The sequence below is a fragment of the Hyphomonas sp. NPDC076881 genome, assembly GCF_050269995.1.
Lineage (GTDB): Bacteria > Pseudomonadota > Alphaproteobacteria > Caulobacterales > Hyphomonadaceae > Hyphomonas.
Window position 1 is genome coordinate 74,756 of record NZ_JBNNJJ010000010.1, and the last position, 15,829, is coordinate 90,584.

Genomic DNA, 15,829 nt, shown 5'->3' on the forward strand with positions numbered 1-15,829 from the left:
TGAAAGGAATAGATTGGCTTTCCGGGCGAACTCCAAAGCTTCACCCTTCACCCAGCAACTTGCGGACATGGTCTTCCAGGTCCAGCTGGCGCAGGCGCTTCAAACGCTCCGTAAGCAGAATACGCTTCAGCCGCTGGTAAGCCACTTCCAGCTTGTCATTGACGATCACATAGTCATAGCGCCGCCAGTGCATGATCTCGCGCTTGGCGTCGTCCATTCGGCGGGCCACCATCTCCGGCGTTGAGCCTTCCCGGCCCATCAGCCGCGCCTGCAGCGCCTCGATGCTCGGCGGCAGGATGAACACTGACACCACATCATTCGGCATCTGGTCGTGCAGCGCGTCGGCGCCCTGCCAGTCCACATCGAACAGCACGTCCTCGCCCGCCTCAAGCCGGGCCACCGTATCCGCCTTCGGCGTGCCGTAATGCTTGTCGAACACCTGCGCCCATTCAAGGAACTCGCGCCCCTCGATCATCTTGTGAAACGCTTCGGGCGTCTTGAAGTAATAGTCCTTCCCGTCCACCTCGTTCGGCCGCGGCGGGCGCGTGGTGGCCGAAACCGACAGCTTCACATCGCTGAACTCCTCCAGCAGCATCTTCGACAGCGTGGTCTTGCCCGCGCCCGACGGGCTCGACAGCACCAGCATCAGCCCGCGCCGGTGGCCGCTGTCCTTGGGATGTCCGCTATTCGACATTGGCCGATTGCTCCTTGAACTGGTCAATCACCCCTTTGAGGCCAAGGCCCGCATTCGTCAAATCGAGGCTGAGGGATTTCGAGCAGAGCGTGTTGGCTTCCCGGTTCAGCTCCTGCGCCAGAAAGTCCAGCTTCCGTCCCGCCGGAGAGCCCGCCTTCAGCAGCTCCCGGCCCGTCCTGATATGCGCCGCCAGCCGGTCCAGCTCCTCGCGCACATCCGCCTTCGCTGCCGACAAAGCCACTTCCGCGGCATAGCGTTCAGCGTCCACCCGGCCTTCCCGGTCAAGGTCTTCCAGCTGCTTGGTCAGCTTCGCGCGGATCAGTTCCGGCTGCGTGCCCGCAAATGTCTCCGCCTCAGCTTTCAGGCGCTCCATCTGGCTTAGCAGGTCGCCCAGCAGCGCCTCCAGCAAGGCCCCTTCGGCCCGGCGCCCTTCGGCGAGGCCATCGAGCGCCTGCGCCGCGCCCGCCGTCAGCGCCGCCATCGTTGCCTCATCCATCACGTCCCGCGTGGAGGTCGCGCCCGCATCGACCACCCCTTTGACCGCCATCAGCGTTGCAATCGCTTCGGACGAAAGCTCGCGGCCCGAAACCTTGCGCGCCGCCTGCGCCAAATCGGCCAGCAGCGCCTCATTGATCACGGCAGATGCACCAGACGCCGCCAGTTCTATCCGCAGGCCCACCTGCAGCGAGCCGCGATTGAACCGCGCCGCCGCCATGGCCTTCACTTCCCGCTCCAGCGCTTCGGCGCCCGGCGGCAGGTTCACCCGCACATCCAGAGAGCGGCCATTGACGCTTTTCGCTTCCCAGGCCCATCCGCCCCAGGCCGCTTCGCCCGTCACGCGGGCAAACCCCGTCATCCCCGACAATGTGCCCATCAGTTAGACCGCTCCCGTTCGATTTCCTTGCGCTCATAGGCGCGGTACGCCGCGACATTGCGGTTATGCTCGGCCAGCGTTTTGGCAAAGAGATGCCCGCCTTTACCATCCGCCACAAAAAACAGATACTCCGTATCCGGAGGGTTCAGAACCGCCGCAATCGCCTCCCGCCCCGGATTGCAGATCGGCGTCTTCGGCAGGCCGTCGATCTGATAGGTGTTCCATTCGGTATGCCGGTCGATCTCTGAACGGAGCAATGTGCGGCGCTGCCCCTTGCTGTTGTAAAGTGGCTCGCCCTGCGAAATGCCATAGATGATCGTCGGGTCGCTCTGCAGGCGCATCCCCTTCTTCAGGCGCGTGGTGAAGAGGGCGGCAATCTCGTCCCGCTCCGCCGCAATGCCCGTTTCCTTCTCCACGATGGAAGCCAGGATCACCGCCTCATAAGGCGTCTCCAGCAACAGGCCCTCGGCGCGCTGCGGCCAGAGTTCTGCCAGCACATCGGCCTGCGCCTTCTGCACCTTGTCGATCAGCTGCTGGCGCGTCATGCCGCGGTGGAAAAGATAGGTATCCGGAAGAAGCATGCCTTCCTCCGGCAACACGTCGGGCATCTCGCCCACCAGCGTTTCATCCGCCTCGATGATGCGCAGAAGCTGCGCCGTGGTGCGCCCCTCCGGCAGCGTGATCCGGTGGAGAATGGAGCGGCCCTCGGTGAGCACCGCCAGAACGCCGGCCATGCTGATGCCGGGATCGAGGATATATTCGCCCGCCTTCACATGCGTGGCCGTGCCCTGCATTTCGTGGTCGATCCGGTTCTTGAGCAGAAGGACGCGGTCATCCTTGATAACCCCGTCTGCCTCCAGCCGCGCGGCCACCGCCGTCAGCGTGTCCCCCTCCGTCACCATGAAGACGATCTCGTCCTGCAAAGGCCCTGGCCGGGTCATTTCATTGTTGATCCACACCCAGCCGGCCACGAGGGCTGCCGCCGCAATAAATGCGAGCACAAACACCCAGGCAAAGAGCGTTCTAAGGAATCCCATGCAGGCCTCTTGTTCGCGTGTCCCAGCGCGGAGTTCTAACCCGGCCAGATGGCTGGCGAAAAGCATACTCCGCAGCCGGATCAGGCAATAACCGATATGTCATGAACCTTGCCATGAGTCGCCGCGCTGTCAGGGAAAATGAAAAAACCGCCGGCTTCACAGCCAGCGGTTCATTATAGAAGCGTCAGACACTCGCGAGGCGTCAGTCGATCTTGCGCAGCACCAGCGAGGCGTTCGTGCCGCCAAAACCGAAGCTGTTGGACATCGCGGCGCGCACCTGGCCCTTCTTGGCCTTGTGCGGGATGAGGTCGATCACCGTCTCGAAGCTCGGATTGTCGAGGTTCAGCGTCGGCGGCATCACCTGATCGCGAATCGCCAGCGCGCAGAACGCCGCCTCAATCGCCCCGGCCGCACCGAGCAGGTGGCCCACCGCCGATTTGGTCGATGACATGGACAGGTTCCTGGCATGATCGCCAAAAGCCCGCTCGACCGCACCCGCTTCGCCTTCATCGCCTTTCGGCGTGGAGGTGCCATGGGCGTTGACGTAATCGATCTCGGCCGGGTCGATCTTTGCGTTCTTTAGCGCCATCTTCATGGCGCGGTAGCCGCCCTCGGCGCCTTCGGCCGGGGCCGTGATGTGGTAGGCATCGCCCGTCAGGCCATAGCCGATCACTTCGGCATAGATCTTCGCGCCGCGTTTCTTGGCGTGCTCATACTCTTCGAGCACCAGAACGGCCGCGCCTTCGCCCATCACAAAGCCGTCGCGGTCCTTGTCATAGGGGCGCGAGGCCTTTTCGGGCGTGTCGTTGAAATTGGTGGACATCGCCTTGGCCGCGCAGAAGCCGGCAATGCCGATACGGCCGATCACGGCCTCGGCGCCCCCGGCCAGCATGACATCAGCATCGCCATACTGAATCAGGCGGGCAGAATCGCCGATGGCGTGGGCCCCGGTTGCGCAGGCCGTCACCACCGAATGGTTGGGGCCTTTCAGGCCGTGGCGGATGGACACCTGCCCGGAGGCCAGGTTGATCAGCGACGACGGAATGAAGAACGGGCTGACCTTGCGCGGGCCATGCTCGTGCAGCGTGATCGCCGTGTCGTAGATCGATTCCAGGCCACCGATGCCCGAGCCGATCATGACCCCGGAACGTTCCTTTTCCTCTTCGGTCTCCGGCTTCCAGCCGGAATCCTCAAGGGCCTCGTCCGCAGCGGCAATCCCGTACAGAATGAATTCGTCGATCCGGCGCTGCTCCTTGGCGGAGAGCACCTTGTCTGGATCAAAAGCGTGCGGATCGCCTGCCCCGCCGCCGCGGCCAGAGGCCCACGGAACCTGGAAGGCGATCTTGCACGGCATGTCGGACGCATCGAAGGCGTCAATCTTGCCTGCTCCGGATTTACCGGCAATCAGCCGCTCCCACGTGGCCTCACGGCCATTTGCCAGCGGTGAAACGATACCGATACCGGTAATGACGACTCGACGCTCCGACATACTTGGCCCCGCGTCTTAGACGTGAGCCTTGATGTGCGAGACGGCGTCACCGACCGAACGGATCGACTCTTGCACGTCATCAGGGATCTCGATGTTGAACTCTTCTTCGAAAGCCATCACGAGTTCGACGAGGTCCAGCGAGTCCGCCCCCAGGTCATCGATGAAGCTTGCGCTTTCCACGACCTTGTCAGCATCCACGTCGAGGTTCTCGACTACGATTTTCTTCACACGTTCAAAAACGTCAGACATGAATACCTCTCTCGATATGTCTGATGACTGGTCCTCATGCGAACCATTGGTGTTGCGCCTAGCACACACTACGGATGAGCGCCAAGCCCTAGTCTGATGCCCTACTGCTGGGCTTAAATCATTGCCATGCCGCCATTTACGTGCAGCGTCTGGCCGGTGACATAAGCCGCTTCATTCGAAGCAAGATACACTGCTGCTGCAGCAATGTCGCCGCCTGCCCCGAGCCTTCCGGCCGGAATTTGCCCCAAAAGTGCCGTTTTCTGGGCTTCCGGCAGCACATCCGTCATGGGCGATTCGATGAATCCGGGGGCAATCGTGTTCGCCGTAATGCCGCGCGAGGCGACCTCCTGGGCGATCGATTTGGTAAAGCCGATCATGCCGGCCTTGGAGGCACAATAATTTGTCTGTCCGGGATTCCCCGTAACCCCGACAACCGAGGTGATTCCGATGATGCGGCCATGGCGGCGCTTCATCATTCCCCTCACAGCTGATTTGGTCAGCCGGAAATAGCTTCCCAGGTTAACATTGATCACGTCGCTCCAGTCCTCATCCTTCATCTGGATGAGCAGCTTGTCGCGGGTGATGCCAGCGTTCGCCACCAGAATGTCCAGCGGGCCAATAGCGGCCTCTGCCTGGCCCACCAGCGCATCCACAGCGGCAGGATCAGACAGGTTGCAGGGCACAATGGCCGTCTCGCCCTTCAGGGTCGCGGCCACGTCCTGCAGCACCGCCTCGCGCGTGCCGGAAAGGGCCACCTTGGCCCCTGCCTCGGACAGGGCCTGCGCAATCGCCCGGCCAATGCCGCCCGAAGCGCCGGTAACAAGGGCCGTGCGGCCGGTCAGGTCAAACATGGGTCTTATCCTTTGATCGCTTTGGCGAAGGCTTCCAGATCCTCAGGCGTACCGAGGGTGAGGCCGTTCAGTGACTTCTCGATCCGGCGCTGCATCACGGTCAGCACCTTGCCGGCCCCGGCTTCCCCTGTCGTGGTGACGCCCTGGCTGACCATATACTGCACGCTCTCGGTCCAGCGAACCCGGCCTGTCACCTGTTTTACGAGATTCTGGCGGATCGTCTCGGGGTCTGTGACAGCGCTCGCCATGACGTTTGCCACCAGTGGCACCACCGGCGCCTTGATCTCGGCGTCCGCCAGCGCCGCCGCCATGGCGTCCGCCGCCGGCTGCATCAGCCCGCAATGGAAGGGGGCAGACACGTTCAGCGCCATCGCCTTCTTCACGCCATTGCCCTGCGCCCAGGCCACGGCCGCATCAATCGCCGCCTTGCTGCCGGAAATCACCAGCTGGCCGGGGGCGTTGTCATTGGCAATGTCGCACACCCCGCCCGTCTCGCGGCCCGCCTTGCAGGCGGCTTCCGCCTGGTCGTAGTCGGCCCCCAGCAGCGCCGCCATGGCGCCCTGCCCCGGCTGCACGGCCGATTGCATGGCATTGCCACGAATGCGCAGAAGGCGGGCAGTATCTGCCACGCTGATCGACCCTGCCGATGCCAGCGCCGAATATTCGCCCAGCGAATGCCCGGCCACAAAGGCGGCATCCTTCGCCGAAATGCCGAATCCAGCCTCCAGCGCCCGCATCGCGGCCACCGAATGGGCCATCAGGGCCGGCTGAGTGTTGGCCGTCAGCGTCAGCTCGGCAATGTCGCCTTCCCACATCAGGGTGGACAGCTTCTGGCCGAGCGCCTCGTCCACTTCGTCAAACACCGCTTTTGCCGCCGGAAAGGCCTCGGCCAGCGCCTTGCCCATGCCGATTTCCTGGCTGCCCTGCCCGGGAAAAATGAATGCGAGGGTCATGTTACCCCTGTCTCCCTAGTTTTCCGGCGTGCCTAAAGCGCGTCCCCGGCGCATGCAAGCGCTTGAATTTTCCACAAGGATAGGCTTAAGAGCGCCTCTTCACAGCAAGGTGCGGTCCTCAAGTCACCGGAATGAGCCGGTAAAAGAGGGGCCATCATCAGGCGAGTTTCCCGCTCCCCGGTGCCGCATCTTCATAATTTTGGGAATGAAAACATGGCACTGTACGAGCATGTCGTGATCACACGGCCTGATATCTCGCCCGCCCAGGTTGAATCCTTCATCGAAGAGATTTCCACCTTCCTCAAGGAAAAAGGCGCAACCGTCGGCAAGACGGAATACTGGGGCCTCCGCAGCCTCGCCTACCCGATCAAGAAACAGCGCAAGGGCCACTACTCGCTGATCAACATCGACGGCCCCGCTGATGCGATCCACGAACTGGAACGCCGCCAGCGCATCTCCGAAGACGTGATGCGCTACATGACCGTCCGCGTTGAAACGCTGAGTGACGAGCCTTCGCCGGTTCTCTCTCGCAAAGAACGCCGCCGCGACTAACCCGGCAGGAGGACAGATCACATGGCACAGAAAATCAACATCACGAACATTCCTGCCCGCCGCCCGTTCGGTCGCCGCCGCAAGGTGGACCCGTTCACAGGCCAGAACGCTCAGGAAATCGACTACAAAGACGTGAAACTGCTTCAGCGCTACATCTCTGAAAAAGGGAAAATCGTGCCGAGCCGCATCACGGCTGTAAACCTGAAGAACCAGCGCAAGCTTGCCCAGGCGATCAAACGCGCCCGCATGCTGGCCCTGATTCCGTTTGAAGTGAAGTAAGGAGAGACCCCCATGCAAGTCATTCTCCTTGAGCGCATCGACCGCCTCGGCAAAATCGGTGACGAAGTCCGCGTCAAGAACGGCTTCGCGCGCAACTTCCTCATCCCGCAAGGCAAGGCCCTCATCGCCAACGACAAGAACCGCAAGCGGTTCGAAGCCGAGCGTGAAGCGATCGAAGCCCGCAACGCCGCTGCCCGCGACGCCGCAAAAACCGAAGCGGAAAAACTCGAAGGCGCAACCTTCGTGCTGATCCGTCAGGCTGGCGAAACCGGCCAGCTCTACGGGTCTGTTTCGGCCCGCGACGTGGCAGAAGCTGCTGAAGCTGCCGGCTACAAGGTCGACCGCGCTGCGGTCCGCCTCGACAAGCCGATCAAGGCCATCGGCATCTCCGAAGTGTCCGTCCGCCTGCACGCTGAAGTCAGCGTGAAAGTCCAGGTGAACGTGGCCCGTTCGACCGAAGAGGCCGAGCGTCAGGAAAAAGGCGAGGACATCGTCGCTGCCCTGGCCGCTGCCAACCAGGCTCAGGCCGACGAGCAGGCCGGCGAACTCGCCGCGGCCGCTGCCGAACGCGCAGAACTGGGCGGCGACGAAGAGTAATCTTCGCCAGCCTTCCGGCACCCCATCCGAAACGGCGGCTCCCTCGGGGCCGCCGTTTTTGATTCTGCCTGTGGGAATCGCCGGGCACTGAAATATGCGTCGTGCGCATATTCTGAAGTTCGCTATAGTAAACGTTTGCGCCATGGGGGTGCCAGTGTCTGAGCAAAAGCCGGGAAGCGGCGCGATCACACCGCCGAACAACCTTGCCGCCGAAGCCGCCGTGCTCGGCGCGATCCTGTTCGACAATAACGTCTACCAGTTCATTGCCGACATCCTCACCCCGCCAGACTTCTACGCCCCCGCCCACCGCGAGGTGTATGCGGTGGCCGCCAACATGATCCAGACCGGCCGCGTAGCCGATGGCGTCACCCTGCGCGAATATTTCGAGCACCGGGAAAAGCTCGCCGAAATCGGCGGCGCGAAATACCTGGTCGACCTGCTCGACGCCGCCGCCTTCGGGCCGGAGGTGAAGGATTACGCCCGCATCATCCGCGACCTCGCCATCCGGCGCGAGCTGATCAATGTCGGCGGCACGATCCAGTCCCAGGCCATCACGCCAGAGCCTGACGACACAGGTTCAGTCCTCATCAACAAGGCCGAACGGGCCCTCTTCGATCTCGCCGAACGCGGCAGCGCCGAGCGCGGCTTCTCCAGCTTCGCCGAAGCCCTCGCCGAATCGCTGATCACCGCCGAAGCCGCCTTCAAGCGCGGCGGCAAGATCGCCGGCATCCCCACCGGCCTGCGCGATCTCGACAGCCAGCTTGGCGGCTTCCACCGGTCTGACCTGCTGATCCTCGCCGGCCGCCCCTCGATGGGCAAAACTTCGCTCGCCACCAACATCGCCTATAACGCGGCGGCGGCCTACAAATATGAAACCCAGGAAGACGGCTCGAAGAAAACCATCGATGGCGCAGTCGTGGCCTTCTTCTCGCTCGAGATGTCGAACGAACAGCTCGCCACCCGTATCCTCGCCGAGCGCACCGGCATCAACGCCCACCGCATCCGCCAGGGCGACCTCACCAAGGCAGACTTCGAACAGCTCGTCGAGGCCACCGCCGAGTTGCAGAACCTGCCCCTCTATATTGACGACACCGGCGGCATTTCCATCAGTGAGCTGACGGCCCGCGCCCGCCGCCTGCAGCGCTCCGTCGGCCTCGACATGATCGTGATCGACTATCTGCAGCTGATCACCGTGTCCAATTCCGGCGGCCAGGCCAACCGCGTGCAGGAAGTCACTCAGATCACCACGGCGCTGAAAGCCCTCGCCAAGGATCTCAACGTCCCCATCGTGGCCCTGTCCCAGCTTTCCCGCGCGGTGGAGCAGCGCGACGACAAGCGCCCGCAACTGTCAGACCTGCGCGAATCCGGCTCGATCGAGCAGGACGCCGATATCGTGATGTTCGTGTTCCGGGAGGAATATTACCTCGCGCGGACTGAGCCGCCCGCCGATCCGAACGATCCGACCTCGAATGAAAAATGGAACGCCTGGCGCTCGCGGATGGATCAGGTCTACGGCACCGCCGAAGTCATCGTCTCCAAACAGCGCCACGGCCCCATCGGCACAGTCAAGCTCGCCTTCGACGCCAACGTCACCCGCTTCGGAGACCTCGACAAATCCCGCATGGGCGAAGACGTCTACGAATAACGGCAAGGCCGCGCAAAGCTCATTCTGAGCGAAGTCGAAGGATGAGCGAAGCCGAAGGATGAGCGAAGCCGAAGGATGAGCAGGCGCGCACCCTTATCCCCCAAAATCCAGACAAAAACCCTCAACTTTTCAACTACTTGAAAGAAATTCTAGCAAACTTGTCCACCCCCTCTGCGCCCATGCTAATCTTCCCGGCATGGAAGACACGCCCCTTCAGCCCCCGGATGATCTTGACATCCTGAACGGCCTCCTCGGAAGGGCGCGGTATTTCATCCTTGATCTGATCGGCTTTCTTGACACTGCGCTGGAGCGGCTGGGAAACACCCCGCTCAGCGCGCGGGTTGTCCGCTATCTCACGCGCCGCGCGCTGCTGCCTGCGGAGGCGGCCCTGCGCCGCGCCATCATCCTCATGGTCCTCCAGCTGGAACCGGCGCCCGCTGCCCCCGCCCGCGCGCCTGCCAAAGCCAGCGCCCGCCAGCCAGCGCCCCGCCCTCAAGCATCTGCCTCTCCCCGTGCGCCCCTTTTCCGCATGAGCGAGCCTCAGCCGCGCCCGGCAAAATATCCGGGGGCAAACTATCTTCCCGAAGAACTCATGCCCCGCATCACGCTGCTCACCGAGGCTGCCCTTGAGGCCCGCCCGGCTGCGGCCCCGACGCCCGCGCCCCGCGATCCTGCCGCTGCCTTCCGCCGCCGCTTCGAAGCGCTGCGCGCCGCTTATGAGGACCCCGCCTCCGCCGCCCGCCGCTGGCGCCGCCGGTGCGCCGCCTCAGCCGCCACCGCCGCCAGAACCCTGTCGTCCGGCAAGATCCCCGGCGCTTCCAAACCCCTCGGCCAGAATGCCCTCAGCCTGCTGCAGGAACTCACCCAGGCCGCCCGCAGCACGCCCCTCCTCAACACATCCTGAAATCCCCGCCCAATCAGCCGCCCGCCTCCCCCGCCCAGCGAGGGAGGCCAAAGGTGCTGGCGCAAAGGCGAAACGCAACGCCCTCCTCCCCCGCGTGCGGGGGAGGTGCCCCGAAGGGGCGGAGGGGGGATTTGAGCAGCACACTCTATCCCCCCATCGCCCCCCTCAATGGCCGCAGGCCATCAGAAGGCCCACCTCCTGAACGCTCCGCAGTCGCACATCTCATTGGATGTGTATCCCGGGCATTTGCTTTGGCAAATCCCGGGAAGACGAAAGCGAAAGAGGATTGTGTGTGACTGAATAGCAGCGCGCCGCCACCCGCCTCAGCCCAGCCCGCCCCGCAACAGGTCCAGCGCCTCGGCCGCAAACAGGCGCATGTTCGCCTCGCGGTCTGAAAGCCCCGTCTCCAGCGTGCGCGAAACCAGCACGCCCCCCGGCCCCGCCAGCGCCACGCAGGTATGCCCCGCCGCGTCACCATACATGTTGCCCGTCGGCCCGGAGGCGCCCGTCTCGCAAAGCCCCCAATCGGCCTCCAGCAGCTCGCGGATGCGCCCGGCCAGCATCCTGGCATAGGGCTCGGTGGAGGAACGCTTGTCGCCCAGGTCTTCCCGCGTCAGGCCCAGAAGGCCGCGGAACGCCTGCGGGGTATAGATCACGCCGCCGCCCCGGTAATAGCGCGAGGCGCCCGGCGCGGCCAGCAGCGCGGCAGAAATCAATCCGCCAGCGGAGGATTCCGAAATCGCGACGGTCTCCCGCCGCGCTTTCAGGATGCCGCCAATCCCGGCGGCAAGGGGCAACAATGTCTGCATGGCCTTATCGCCCCTCGCCGTCCGGGTTTACTTGTTGCCGATCCACTCGAACTCCGGCTCATCCCACCAGGGGAAGAAGCCCGGCATCCCGTCGGAAACCTTCACCGGATAGGTCGGCGTGCGCTTCTCCAGGAAGCTCATCACGCCCTCTTTCGCGTCCGGCGTCTTGCCGCGCGTATAGATGGCGGCGGAGTCCACGATATGCGCCTCCATCGGATGGCTCGCGCCCAGCATCCGCCACATCATCTGCCGCGTCAGGGCGTTGGAAACCGGGGCGGTGTTGTCGGCAATTTCCTTGGCCAGTTCCCGCGCCACGGTCATCAGGTCCGCATGCGGAACAACGCGGGAAACCAGCCCGCCTTTCAGCGCCTCATCGGCCGGAAACACGCGGCCGGTATAGCACCATTCCAGCGCCTGCTGGATGCCCACAAGGCGCGGCAGGAACCAGCTCGACGCCGCCTCCGGGTTGATGCCCCGGCGGTTGAACACAAAACCAAAGCGCGCCTTGTCAGACGCAATGCGGATATCCATGGGCAGCTGCATCGTCACGCCAATGCCCACAGCCGCGCCATTGATCGCGCCGATCACCGGCTTCAGGCTCTCGAAAATGCGCAGGGTCACGCGGCCGCCGCCATCGCGCTGAATGTCCACCGATTCGGTGCGCCCCTTCTCGCCGTCGCCCGCGCGGGCGTCATAATCGAACGTCTTGGCGCCCGCCGAAAGGTCGGCCCCGGCGCAGAAGGCCCGGTCGCCATGCCCGGTCACGATCACCACCTTCACGTCATCATTGGCATCGGTGATGTCGAAGGCCTCGATCATCTCGTACATCATGGTGCCGGTAAAGGCGTTCATATTGTCCGGCCGGTGCAGCGTCAGGGTGGCGATGCCGTCCTCGATGTCGAGAATGATTTCCTTGAATTCCTTAGGCCTGGCCATCGTCGGTCTCCTTCAGTGATGTGTTTCCCGCCCGAGAAGGCCCGCCTTCCCTAACGTCCGTCAAGCGTGCCGGGGCGCTTGACGCCAGCGCCCCCGGCGCCGCACAACAGACACAAAGCATGACGAAATTTACAGGAACCAACCGGCCATGATCCTTCGCGCCCTCGCTGCCGCCGCTGCAGCGCTCACGCTCGCCGCCAACTCGGCCGCCGCCGAAACGGTCTACCTCACGGCCGGTCATTTCATTGACCCCGTTTCCGGGCAAACCGTGCGCGATGCGGCTTTCGTGATCGAGGAGGGCGTGGTGGCCCAGCGCGGCACCAAGGCCAGCCTCAAGGCCCCGCGCGGCGCCAGAACGGTGGATCTTGGCCAGGCGTACCTGATGCCCGGCTTCATCGATATGCACGTCCACCTCACGGGCGACGCGGAAGACGGCCCCTATTACTCCTTGAGCCTCTCGGACGAGCGGATGGCCATCAAGGGCGTCAAGAATGCCCGCAAGACCCTGCTGGCCGGCTTCACCACCGCGCGCAATCTCGGCGCCAAAAGCTATGGCGATGTTGCCCTGCGCGATGCCATTGAGGCCGGCGAAGTGCCCGGCCCCCGCCTGATCGTCTCCGGCCCGCCGGTCGGCATCACGGGTGGCCACTGCTCGGACATGAACCTTCTGCCCTCCGAATATGGCCTGAAAGGCGCCGGCGTTGCCAACGGCCCCTGGGAAATGCGCGCCAAGGTTCGGGAGAACATCAAATACGGTGTTGACCTGATCAAGACCTGCTCCACCGGCGGCGTCCTCTCCAAAGGCACCGCCCTCGGCGCAGCGCAAGGCACGATCGAAGAGATTGAGGCCATCGTCGAAGAGGCCCATGCCCGCGGGCTGAAAGTGGCCAGCCACGCCCATGGCACCATCGGCATCCGCAACGCCATCCTCGCCGGTGTCGATACGGTCGAGCATGGCTCCATCATGGACGAGGCTACCATCCAGCTTGCTGTCGAGCATGGCACCTACCTCTCGATGGACATCTACAACACCGAATACATCCTCTCCGAAGGCGCAAAGAACGGCCTCCTGGAAGAATCCCTCGCCAAGGAACGCTCCATCTCCGCCCGCCAGCGCGCCAGCTTCAGCGCCGCCGTCAAGGCCGGCGCCAAGGTCGTCTTCGGCTCCGATGCCGGGGTCTATCCCCACGGCCTCAATGGCAACCAGTTCTCCCGCATGGTCACCTTCGGCATGACGCCGATGCAGGCCCTGCGCGCGGGCACCTCCTTCGCCGCCGAAGCCCTGGGCAAATCCGGCGAGGTCGGCTGCGGAGACGTGGGCTGCAAGGCAGATTTCGTCGCCGTCACCGCCGATCCGCTGGCAGACATGCAGCGCCTGGCGGATGTGGACTTCGTGATGAAAGGCGGCGTCGTCTACAAGCAGGGCGGCGTCCCGCAGGCTTCGTCCTTCTAAGGATCATCGCCAATGGACTTCACGCCATTCCCGGATGTGACCGCCCTGGCCGCCCCGGTCTTCGTGGCCTCGGTGGCATGGGAATGGTGGGCGGTGAAAACCGGCCGCGCCAGGGGCCGCTACGAAACGAAAGACGCCCTCGCCTCCATGGCCATGGGGCTCGGCAATGTCGTGGTCAACACGGCGACAGCCACCATCGCCCTCTGGATGATGATGCTGGCCTGGCCCTTCCGTATAATGACCATCCCAATGACCTGGTGGAGCTTTGCCCTCTGCTTCGTGGCGTATGATTTCATCTATTACTGGAAACACCGCTTCGCCCACCGGATGCGCTGGTTCTGGATGGAGCATGTCACCCACCATTCTTCGCAGCACTACAACCTCACCACCGCCCTGCGCCAGCCCTGGTTCGGCCCGTTCACCGGGCTCATCCTCGTCGGCCTGCCGCTGGTCTGGCTGGGCTTCCACCCCTACGTCCTCGCCCTCGCAGGCGGCCTCAACCTGATCTACCAGTTCTGGATTCACACCGAAGCGGTAGACAAGATGCCCCGCTGGTTCGAGGCGGTGATGAACACCCCCTCCCACCACCGTGTCCACCACGCCACCAATCCGCGGTATCTGGATACGAACTATGCCGGCGTCTTCATCATCTGGGACAAGATGTTTGGCACCTTCGTGCCCGAACTGGAGGCGGACAAGCCGAGCTATGGCATCGTCAAACAGCTCACCACGCACAATCCGGTCATCATCGCCTTCCACGAACTCGGCGGCTTCCTGACCGATTGCGCCCGCGATGGCCTGCACCCCTGGCGCTGGCTGGGCCGGGCCATCAATGCGCCGGGTTGGAGCCCGGATGGCCACCATAATCGCTCCGCCGAACTCAAACAGGCCTATGTCGCCGCCCATCCAGACCAGGCTGGCCAGCCCGGCTTGCCCACCGCGCGGGACTAACCCCGCCAGCCCGGCGGCTCGGCCAGCGCCAGGAAACGCGCCACATCCATATGCGCCTCCAGCCCATCGGCCAGCGCGTCCAGCGCCGCCTCCACCGATGCCCCATAGGCCGCCTCGGATGACGCCCCCGCCCGCACCCCTTCCAGCCAGGCCGACCGGAAGCGATCCTCCGCAAACAGGCCATGAACATAGGTGCCCTCGATGCGCCCGTCCGGGCTCACCGCGCCTTCGGGACCATCCGGCAACTGAAGGAAAGGCCGCGCCGCATCCGGCCCGCGCGTCAGCCCCGCATGGATCTCATAGCCGCTGACGGCAAGCCCCGTGCGCGCGCAACAGCCCGTCACGGGGCGGACGGTCTTTGCCCCCTGCATGGTCGTGTCGGTCTGCAGCAAGCCCAGCCCCGGCATCTCTCCGGCCGGGCCATCAGCGCCTTCCGGATCGCACAGCCACTGGCCCAGCATCTGATATCCCCCGCAAATACCCAGCACCCGCCCGCCCGTGCGCGCATGAGCCAGGATGTCATGATCCCATCCCTGCGCCCGCAGGAAAGCCATGTCCGCCAATGTGGATTTGGTGCCGAAGAGGATGATCACATCCGCGTCGCGCGGGATCGCCTGCCCCGGCGGCACAAACAGGAAGTCCACATTCGGCTCATTCCGCAGCGGGTCGGCATCATCAAAGTTTGCAATCCGCGACAGCATCGGCGCCGCAATGCGGATCTTGCCGCCCCCGCTTGATTTCATCTGTCCCAGGACGACTGCGTCCTCCGCCGGCAGGCGCGCCGCCGCGCTCAGCCAGGGCACAATGCCAAGGCCCGTCCATCCGGTCATGCGCTCGATATCCGCCATGGCCGGCGTGAACAGGGAAGGATCGCCGCGAAACTTGTTGATGAGGAACGCCCGGATCATGGCCGCGTCCTCTGCCTCGATCACCGTCTTCGTTCCCACAATCGCCGCGATCACCCCGCCCCGGTCAATGTCGCCGGCCAGCACCACGGGTACCCCCGCCGCGCGGGCAAAGCCCATATTGGCAATGTCGCCGCCGCGCAGATTGATCTCCGCCGGGCTGCCCGCCCCCTCCACGATCACAAGATCAAAGCGCGACATCAGCCGCCCGAAACTCTCCAGCACCGCGCTGCGCAGGCCCTCGCGCCGGGCCATATAGTCGGCCGCCGCCAGCGTGGCCGAAGGGCGCCCATGCACGATCACCTGCGATGTGCGGTCAGACTGGGGCTTGAGCAGAACAGGGTTAAAGTCCGTCTCCGCATCAAGTCCGCAGGCCCGCGCCTGCAGCGCCTGCGCGCGGCCAATCTCCCCGCCATCGGCGGTTGCGGCCGCATTATTGGACATGTTCTGCGGCTTGAACGGCGCCACGGCCAGGCCCCGGCGCCGCGCAATGCGGCACAGCCCGGCCACCAGCAGCGACTTGCCAACATCAGAGCCGGTGCCCTGGATCATGATTGCGCGCGGGCCCAACACTCCCTGCCTCCAGGCTGACGCCCACAGGGGCACCCTCTCCGCGACGTGTAGGAACGCGCAGGCCACCTGTCCAGAAAT

At 64.0% G+C, this 15,829-nt stretch carries 17 protein-coding genes; 7 read left to right on the top strand and 10 right to left on the bottom strand.

Annotation, left to right across the window (positions count from 1 at the left end):
• Positions 1–40: 40 nt before the first annotated feature.
• The 7 genes from gmk to fabD form a co-directional block, all read right to left on the bottom strand.
• A complete protein-coding gene (gene gmk, locus ACQKI2_RS12415) occupies positions 41–694 on the bottom strand; it encodes a guanylate kinase (RefSeq protein WP_427379979.1) in 654 nt (217 codons plus the stop codon).
• The gene (locus ACQKI2_RS12420) at positions 684–1,568 is read right to left on the bottom strand and encodes a YicC/YloC family endoribonuclease (RefSeq protein ID WP_427379980.1); all 885 of its coding nucleotides are present in this window, start codon (positions 1,566–1,568) and stop codon (positions 684–686) included. Before ACQKI2_RS12420 ends, gmk begins: the two co-directional genes overlap by 11 nt.
• Positions 1,568–2,605 carry an endolytic transglycosylase MltG gene (gene mltG / locus ACQKI2_RS12425; RefSeq protein WP_427379981.1) on the bottom strand — a complete coding sequence of 346 codons (1,038 nt, stop codon included), beginning with the start codon at positions 2,603–2,605 and terminating at the stop codon, positions 1,568–1,570. Before mltG ends, ACQKI2_RS12420 begins: the two co-directional genes overlap by 1 nt.
• A gap of 202 nt (positions 2,606–2,807) precedes the next feature.
• On the bottom strand, positions 2,808–4,094 hold the full coding sequence (gene fabF, locus ACQKI2_RS12430; protein ID WP_427379982.1) for a beta-ketoacyl-ACP synthase II: 1,287 nt from the start codon (positions 4,092–4,094) through the stop codon (positions 2,808–2,810).
• 15 nt (positions 4,095–4,109) lie between these two features.
• Positions 4,110–4,343, bottom strand: coding sequence for an acyl carrier protein (locus tag ACQKI2_RS12435; RefSeq protein WP_035596381.1), 234 nt, complete (start codon positions 4,341–4,343; stop codon positions 4,110–4,112).
• 113 nt (positions 4,344–4,456) lie between these two features.
• Positions 4,457–5,194 (bottom strand): 3-oxoacyl-[acyl-carrier-protein] reductase, encoded by a 738-nt coding sequence (gene fabG / locus ACQKI2_RS12440; protein WP_427379983.1) that lies wholly within the window; start codon positions 5,192–5,194, stop codon positions 4,457–4,459.
• A gap of 5 nt (positions 5,195–5,199) precedes the next feature.
• Positions 5,200–6,147 (bottom strand): ACP S-malonyltransferase, encoded by a 948-nt coding sequence (fabD, locus tag ACQKI2_RS12445; RefSeq protein ID WP_427379984.1) that lies wholly within the window; start codon positions 6,145–6,147, stop codon positions 5,200–5,202.
• 213 nt (positions 6,148–6,360) lie between these two features.
• On the opposite strand from fabD, the gene rpsF reads away from it, so the two are divergent.
• The 5 genes from rpsF to ACQKI2_RS12470 all read left to right on the top strand — a co-directional run bounded on the left by rpsF (position 6,361) and on the right by ACQKI2_RS12470 (position 10,124).
• Entirely contained in the window at positions 6,361–6,699 is a 339-nt protein-coding gene (gene rpsF / locus ACQKI2_RS12450; RefSeq protein WP_427379985.1) for a 30S ribosomal protein S6, read from the top strand.
• A 21-nt stretch (positions 6,700–6,720) separates the two neighbouring features.
• The gene (gene rpsR, locus ACQKI2_RS12455; protein WP_035596393.1) at positions 6,721–6,978 is read left to right on the top strand and encodes a 30S ribosomal protein S18; all 258 of its coding nucleotides are present in this window, start codon (positions 6,721–6,723) and stop codon (positions 6,976–6,978) included.
• A gap of 12 nt (positions 6,979–6,990) precedes the next feature.
• Positions 6,991–7,575, top strand: a complete 585-nt coding sequence (gene rplI, locus ACQKI2_RS12460) for a 50S ribosomal protein L9 (protein ID WP_427379986.1) — start codon at positions 6,991–6,993, stop codon at positions 7,573–7,575.
• A gap of 154 nt (positions 7,576–7,729) precedes the next feature.
• Positions 7,730–9,220 (top strand): replicative DNA helicase, encoded by a 1,491-nt coding sequence (locus ACQKI2_RS12465; RefSeq protein ID WP_427379987.1) that lies wholly within the window; start codon positions 7,730–7,732, stop codon positions 9,218–9,220.
• Positions 9,221–9,416: 196 nt separating this feature from the next.
• Entirely contained in the window at positions 9,417–10,124 is a 708-nt protein-coding gene (locus ACQKI2_RS12470; protein ID WP_427379988.1) for a hypothetical protein, read from the top strand.
• Between the two features lie 323 nt (positions 10,125–10,447).
• On the opposite strand, the gene ACQKI2_RS12475 is transcribed toward ACQKI2_RS12470, so the two are convergent.
• Together ACQKI2_RS12475 and ACQKI2_RS12480 are read right to left on the bottom strand one after the other, a co-directional pair.
• Positions 10,448–10,933 (bottom strand): CinA family protein, encoded by a 486-nt coding sequence (locus tag ACQKI2_RS12475; RefSeq protein WP_427379989.1) that lies wholly within the window; start codon positions 10,931–10,933, stop codon positions 10,448–10,450.
• 27 nt (positions 10,934–10,960) lie between these two features.
• Positions 10,961–11,869: a crotonase/enoyl-CoA hydratase family protein gene (locus ACQKI2_RS12480; protein ID WP_035596410.1), complete on the bottom strand. Its 909-nt coding sequence runs from the start codon at positions 11,867–11,869 to the stop codon at positions 10,961–10,963.
• A 148-nt stretch (positions 11,870–12,017) separates the two neighbouring features.
• Here ACQKI2_RS12480 and ACQKI2_RS12485 point away from each other — a divergent pair, with 148 nt between their 5' ends.
• The gene (locus tag ACQKI2_RS12485) at positions 12,018–13,322 is read left to right on the top strand and encodes an amidohydrolase family protein (protein ID WP_427379990.1); all 1,305 of its coding nucleotides are present in this window, start codon (positions 12,018–12,020) and stop codon (positions 13,320–13,322) included.
• A 12-nt stretch (positions 13,323–13,334) separates the two neighbouring features.
• Positions 13,335–14,273 (top strand): sterol desaturase family protein, encoded by a 939-nt coding sequence (locus ACQKI2_RS12490; RefSeq protein ID WP_427379991.1) that lies wholly within the window; start codon positions 13,335–13,337, stop codon positions 14,271–14,273.
• Here ACQKI2_RS12490 and ACQKI2_RS12495 read toward each other — a convergent pair.
• Positions 14,270–15,730, bottom strand: coding sequence for a cobyric acid synthase (locus ACQKI2_RS12495; protein WP_427380073.1), 1,461 nt, complete (start codon positions 15,728–15,730; stop codon positions 14,270–14,272). The two genes, ACQKI2_RS12490 and ACQKI2_RS12495, sit on opposite strands and share 4 nt — an antisense overlap.
• Positions 15,731–15,829 lie beyond the last annotated feature (99 nt).

Coding starts and splice junctions, on each gene's coding strand:
- gmk (WP_427379979.1), bottom strand. CDS start 694: ATGTCGAATAGCGGACATCCCAAGGACAGCGGCCACCGGCGCGGGCTG.
- ACQKI2_RS12420 (WP_427379980.1), bottom strand. CDS start 1,568: ATGGGCACATTGTCGGGGATGACGGGGTTTGCCCGCGTGACGGGCGAA.
- mltG (WP_427379981.1), bottom strand. CDS start 2,605: ATGGGATTCCTTAGAACGCTCTTTGCCTGGGTGTTTGTGCTCGCATTT.
- fabF (WP_427379982.1), bottom strand. CDS start 4,094: ATGTCGGAGCGTCGAGTCGTCATTACCGGTATCGGTATCGTTTCACCG.
- ACQKI2_RS12435 (WP_035596381.1), bottom strand. CDS start 4,343: ATGTCTGACGTTTTTGAACGTGTGAAGAAAATCGTAGTCGAGAACCTC.
- fabG (WP_427379983.1), bottom strand. CDS start 5,194: ATGTTTGACCTGACCGGCCGCACGGCCCTTGTTACCGGCGCTTCGGGC.
- fabD (WP_427379984.1), bottom strand. CDS start 6,147: ATGACCCTCGCATTCATTTTTCCCGGGCAGGGCAGCCAGGAAATCGGC.
- rpsF (WP_427379985.1), top strand. CDS start 6,361: ATGGCACTGTACGAGCATGTCGTGATCACACGGCCTGATATCTCGCCC.
- rpsR (WP_035596393.1), top strand. CDS start 6,721: ATGGCACAGAAAATCAACATCACGAACATTCCTGCCCGCCGCCCGTTC.
- rplI (WP_427379986.1), top strand. CDS start 6,991: ATGCAAGTCATTCTCCTTGAGCGCATCGACCGCCTCGGCAAAATCGGT.
- ACQKI2_RS12470 (WP_427379988.1), top strand. CDS start 9,417: ATGGAAGACACGCCCCTTCAGCCCCCGGATGATCTTGACATCCTGAAC.
- ACQKI2_RS12475 (WP_427379989.1), bottom strand. CDS start 10,933: ATGCAGACATTGTTGCCCCTTGCCGCCGGGATTGGCGGCATCCTGAAA.
- ACQKI2_RS12480 (WP_035596410.1), bottom strand. CDS start 11,869: ATGGCCAGGCCTAAGGAATTCAAGGAAATCATTCTCGACATCGAGGAC.
- ACQKI2_RS12485 (WP_427379990.1), top strand. CDS start 12,018: ATGATCCTTCGCGCCCTCGCTGCCGCCGCTGCAGCGCTCACGCTCGCC.
- ACQKI2_RS12490 (WP_427379991.1), top strand. CDS start 13,335: ATGGACTTCACGCCATTCCCGGATGTGACCGCCCTGGCCGCCCCGGTC.
- ACQKI2_RS12495 (WP_427380073.1), bottom strand. CDS start 15,730: ATGATCCAGGGCACCGGCTCTGATGTTGGCAAGTCGCTGCTGGTGGCC.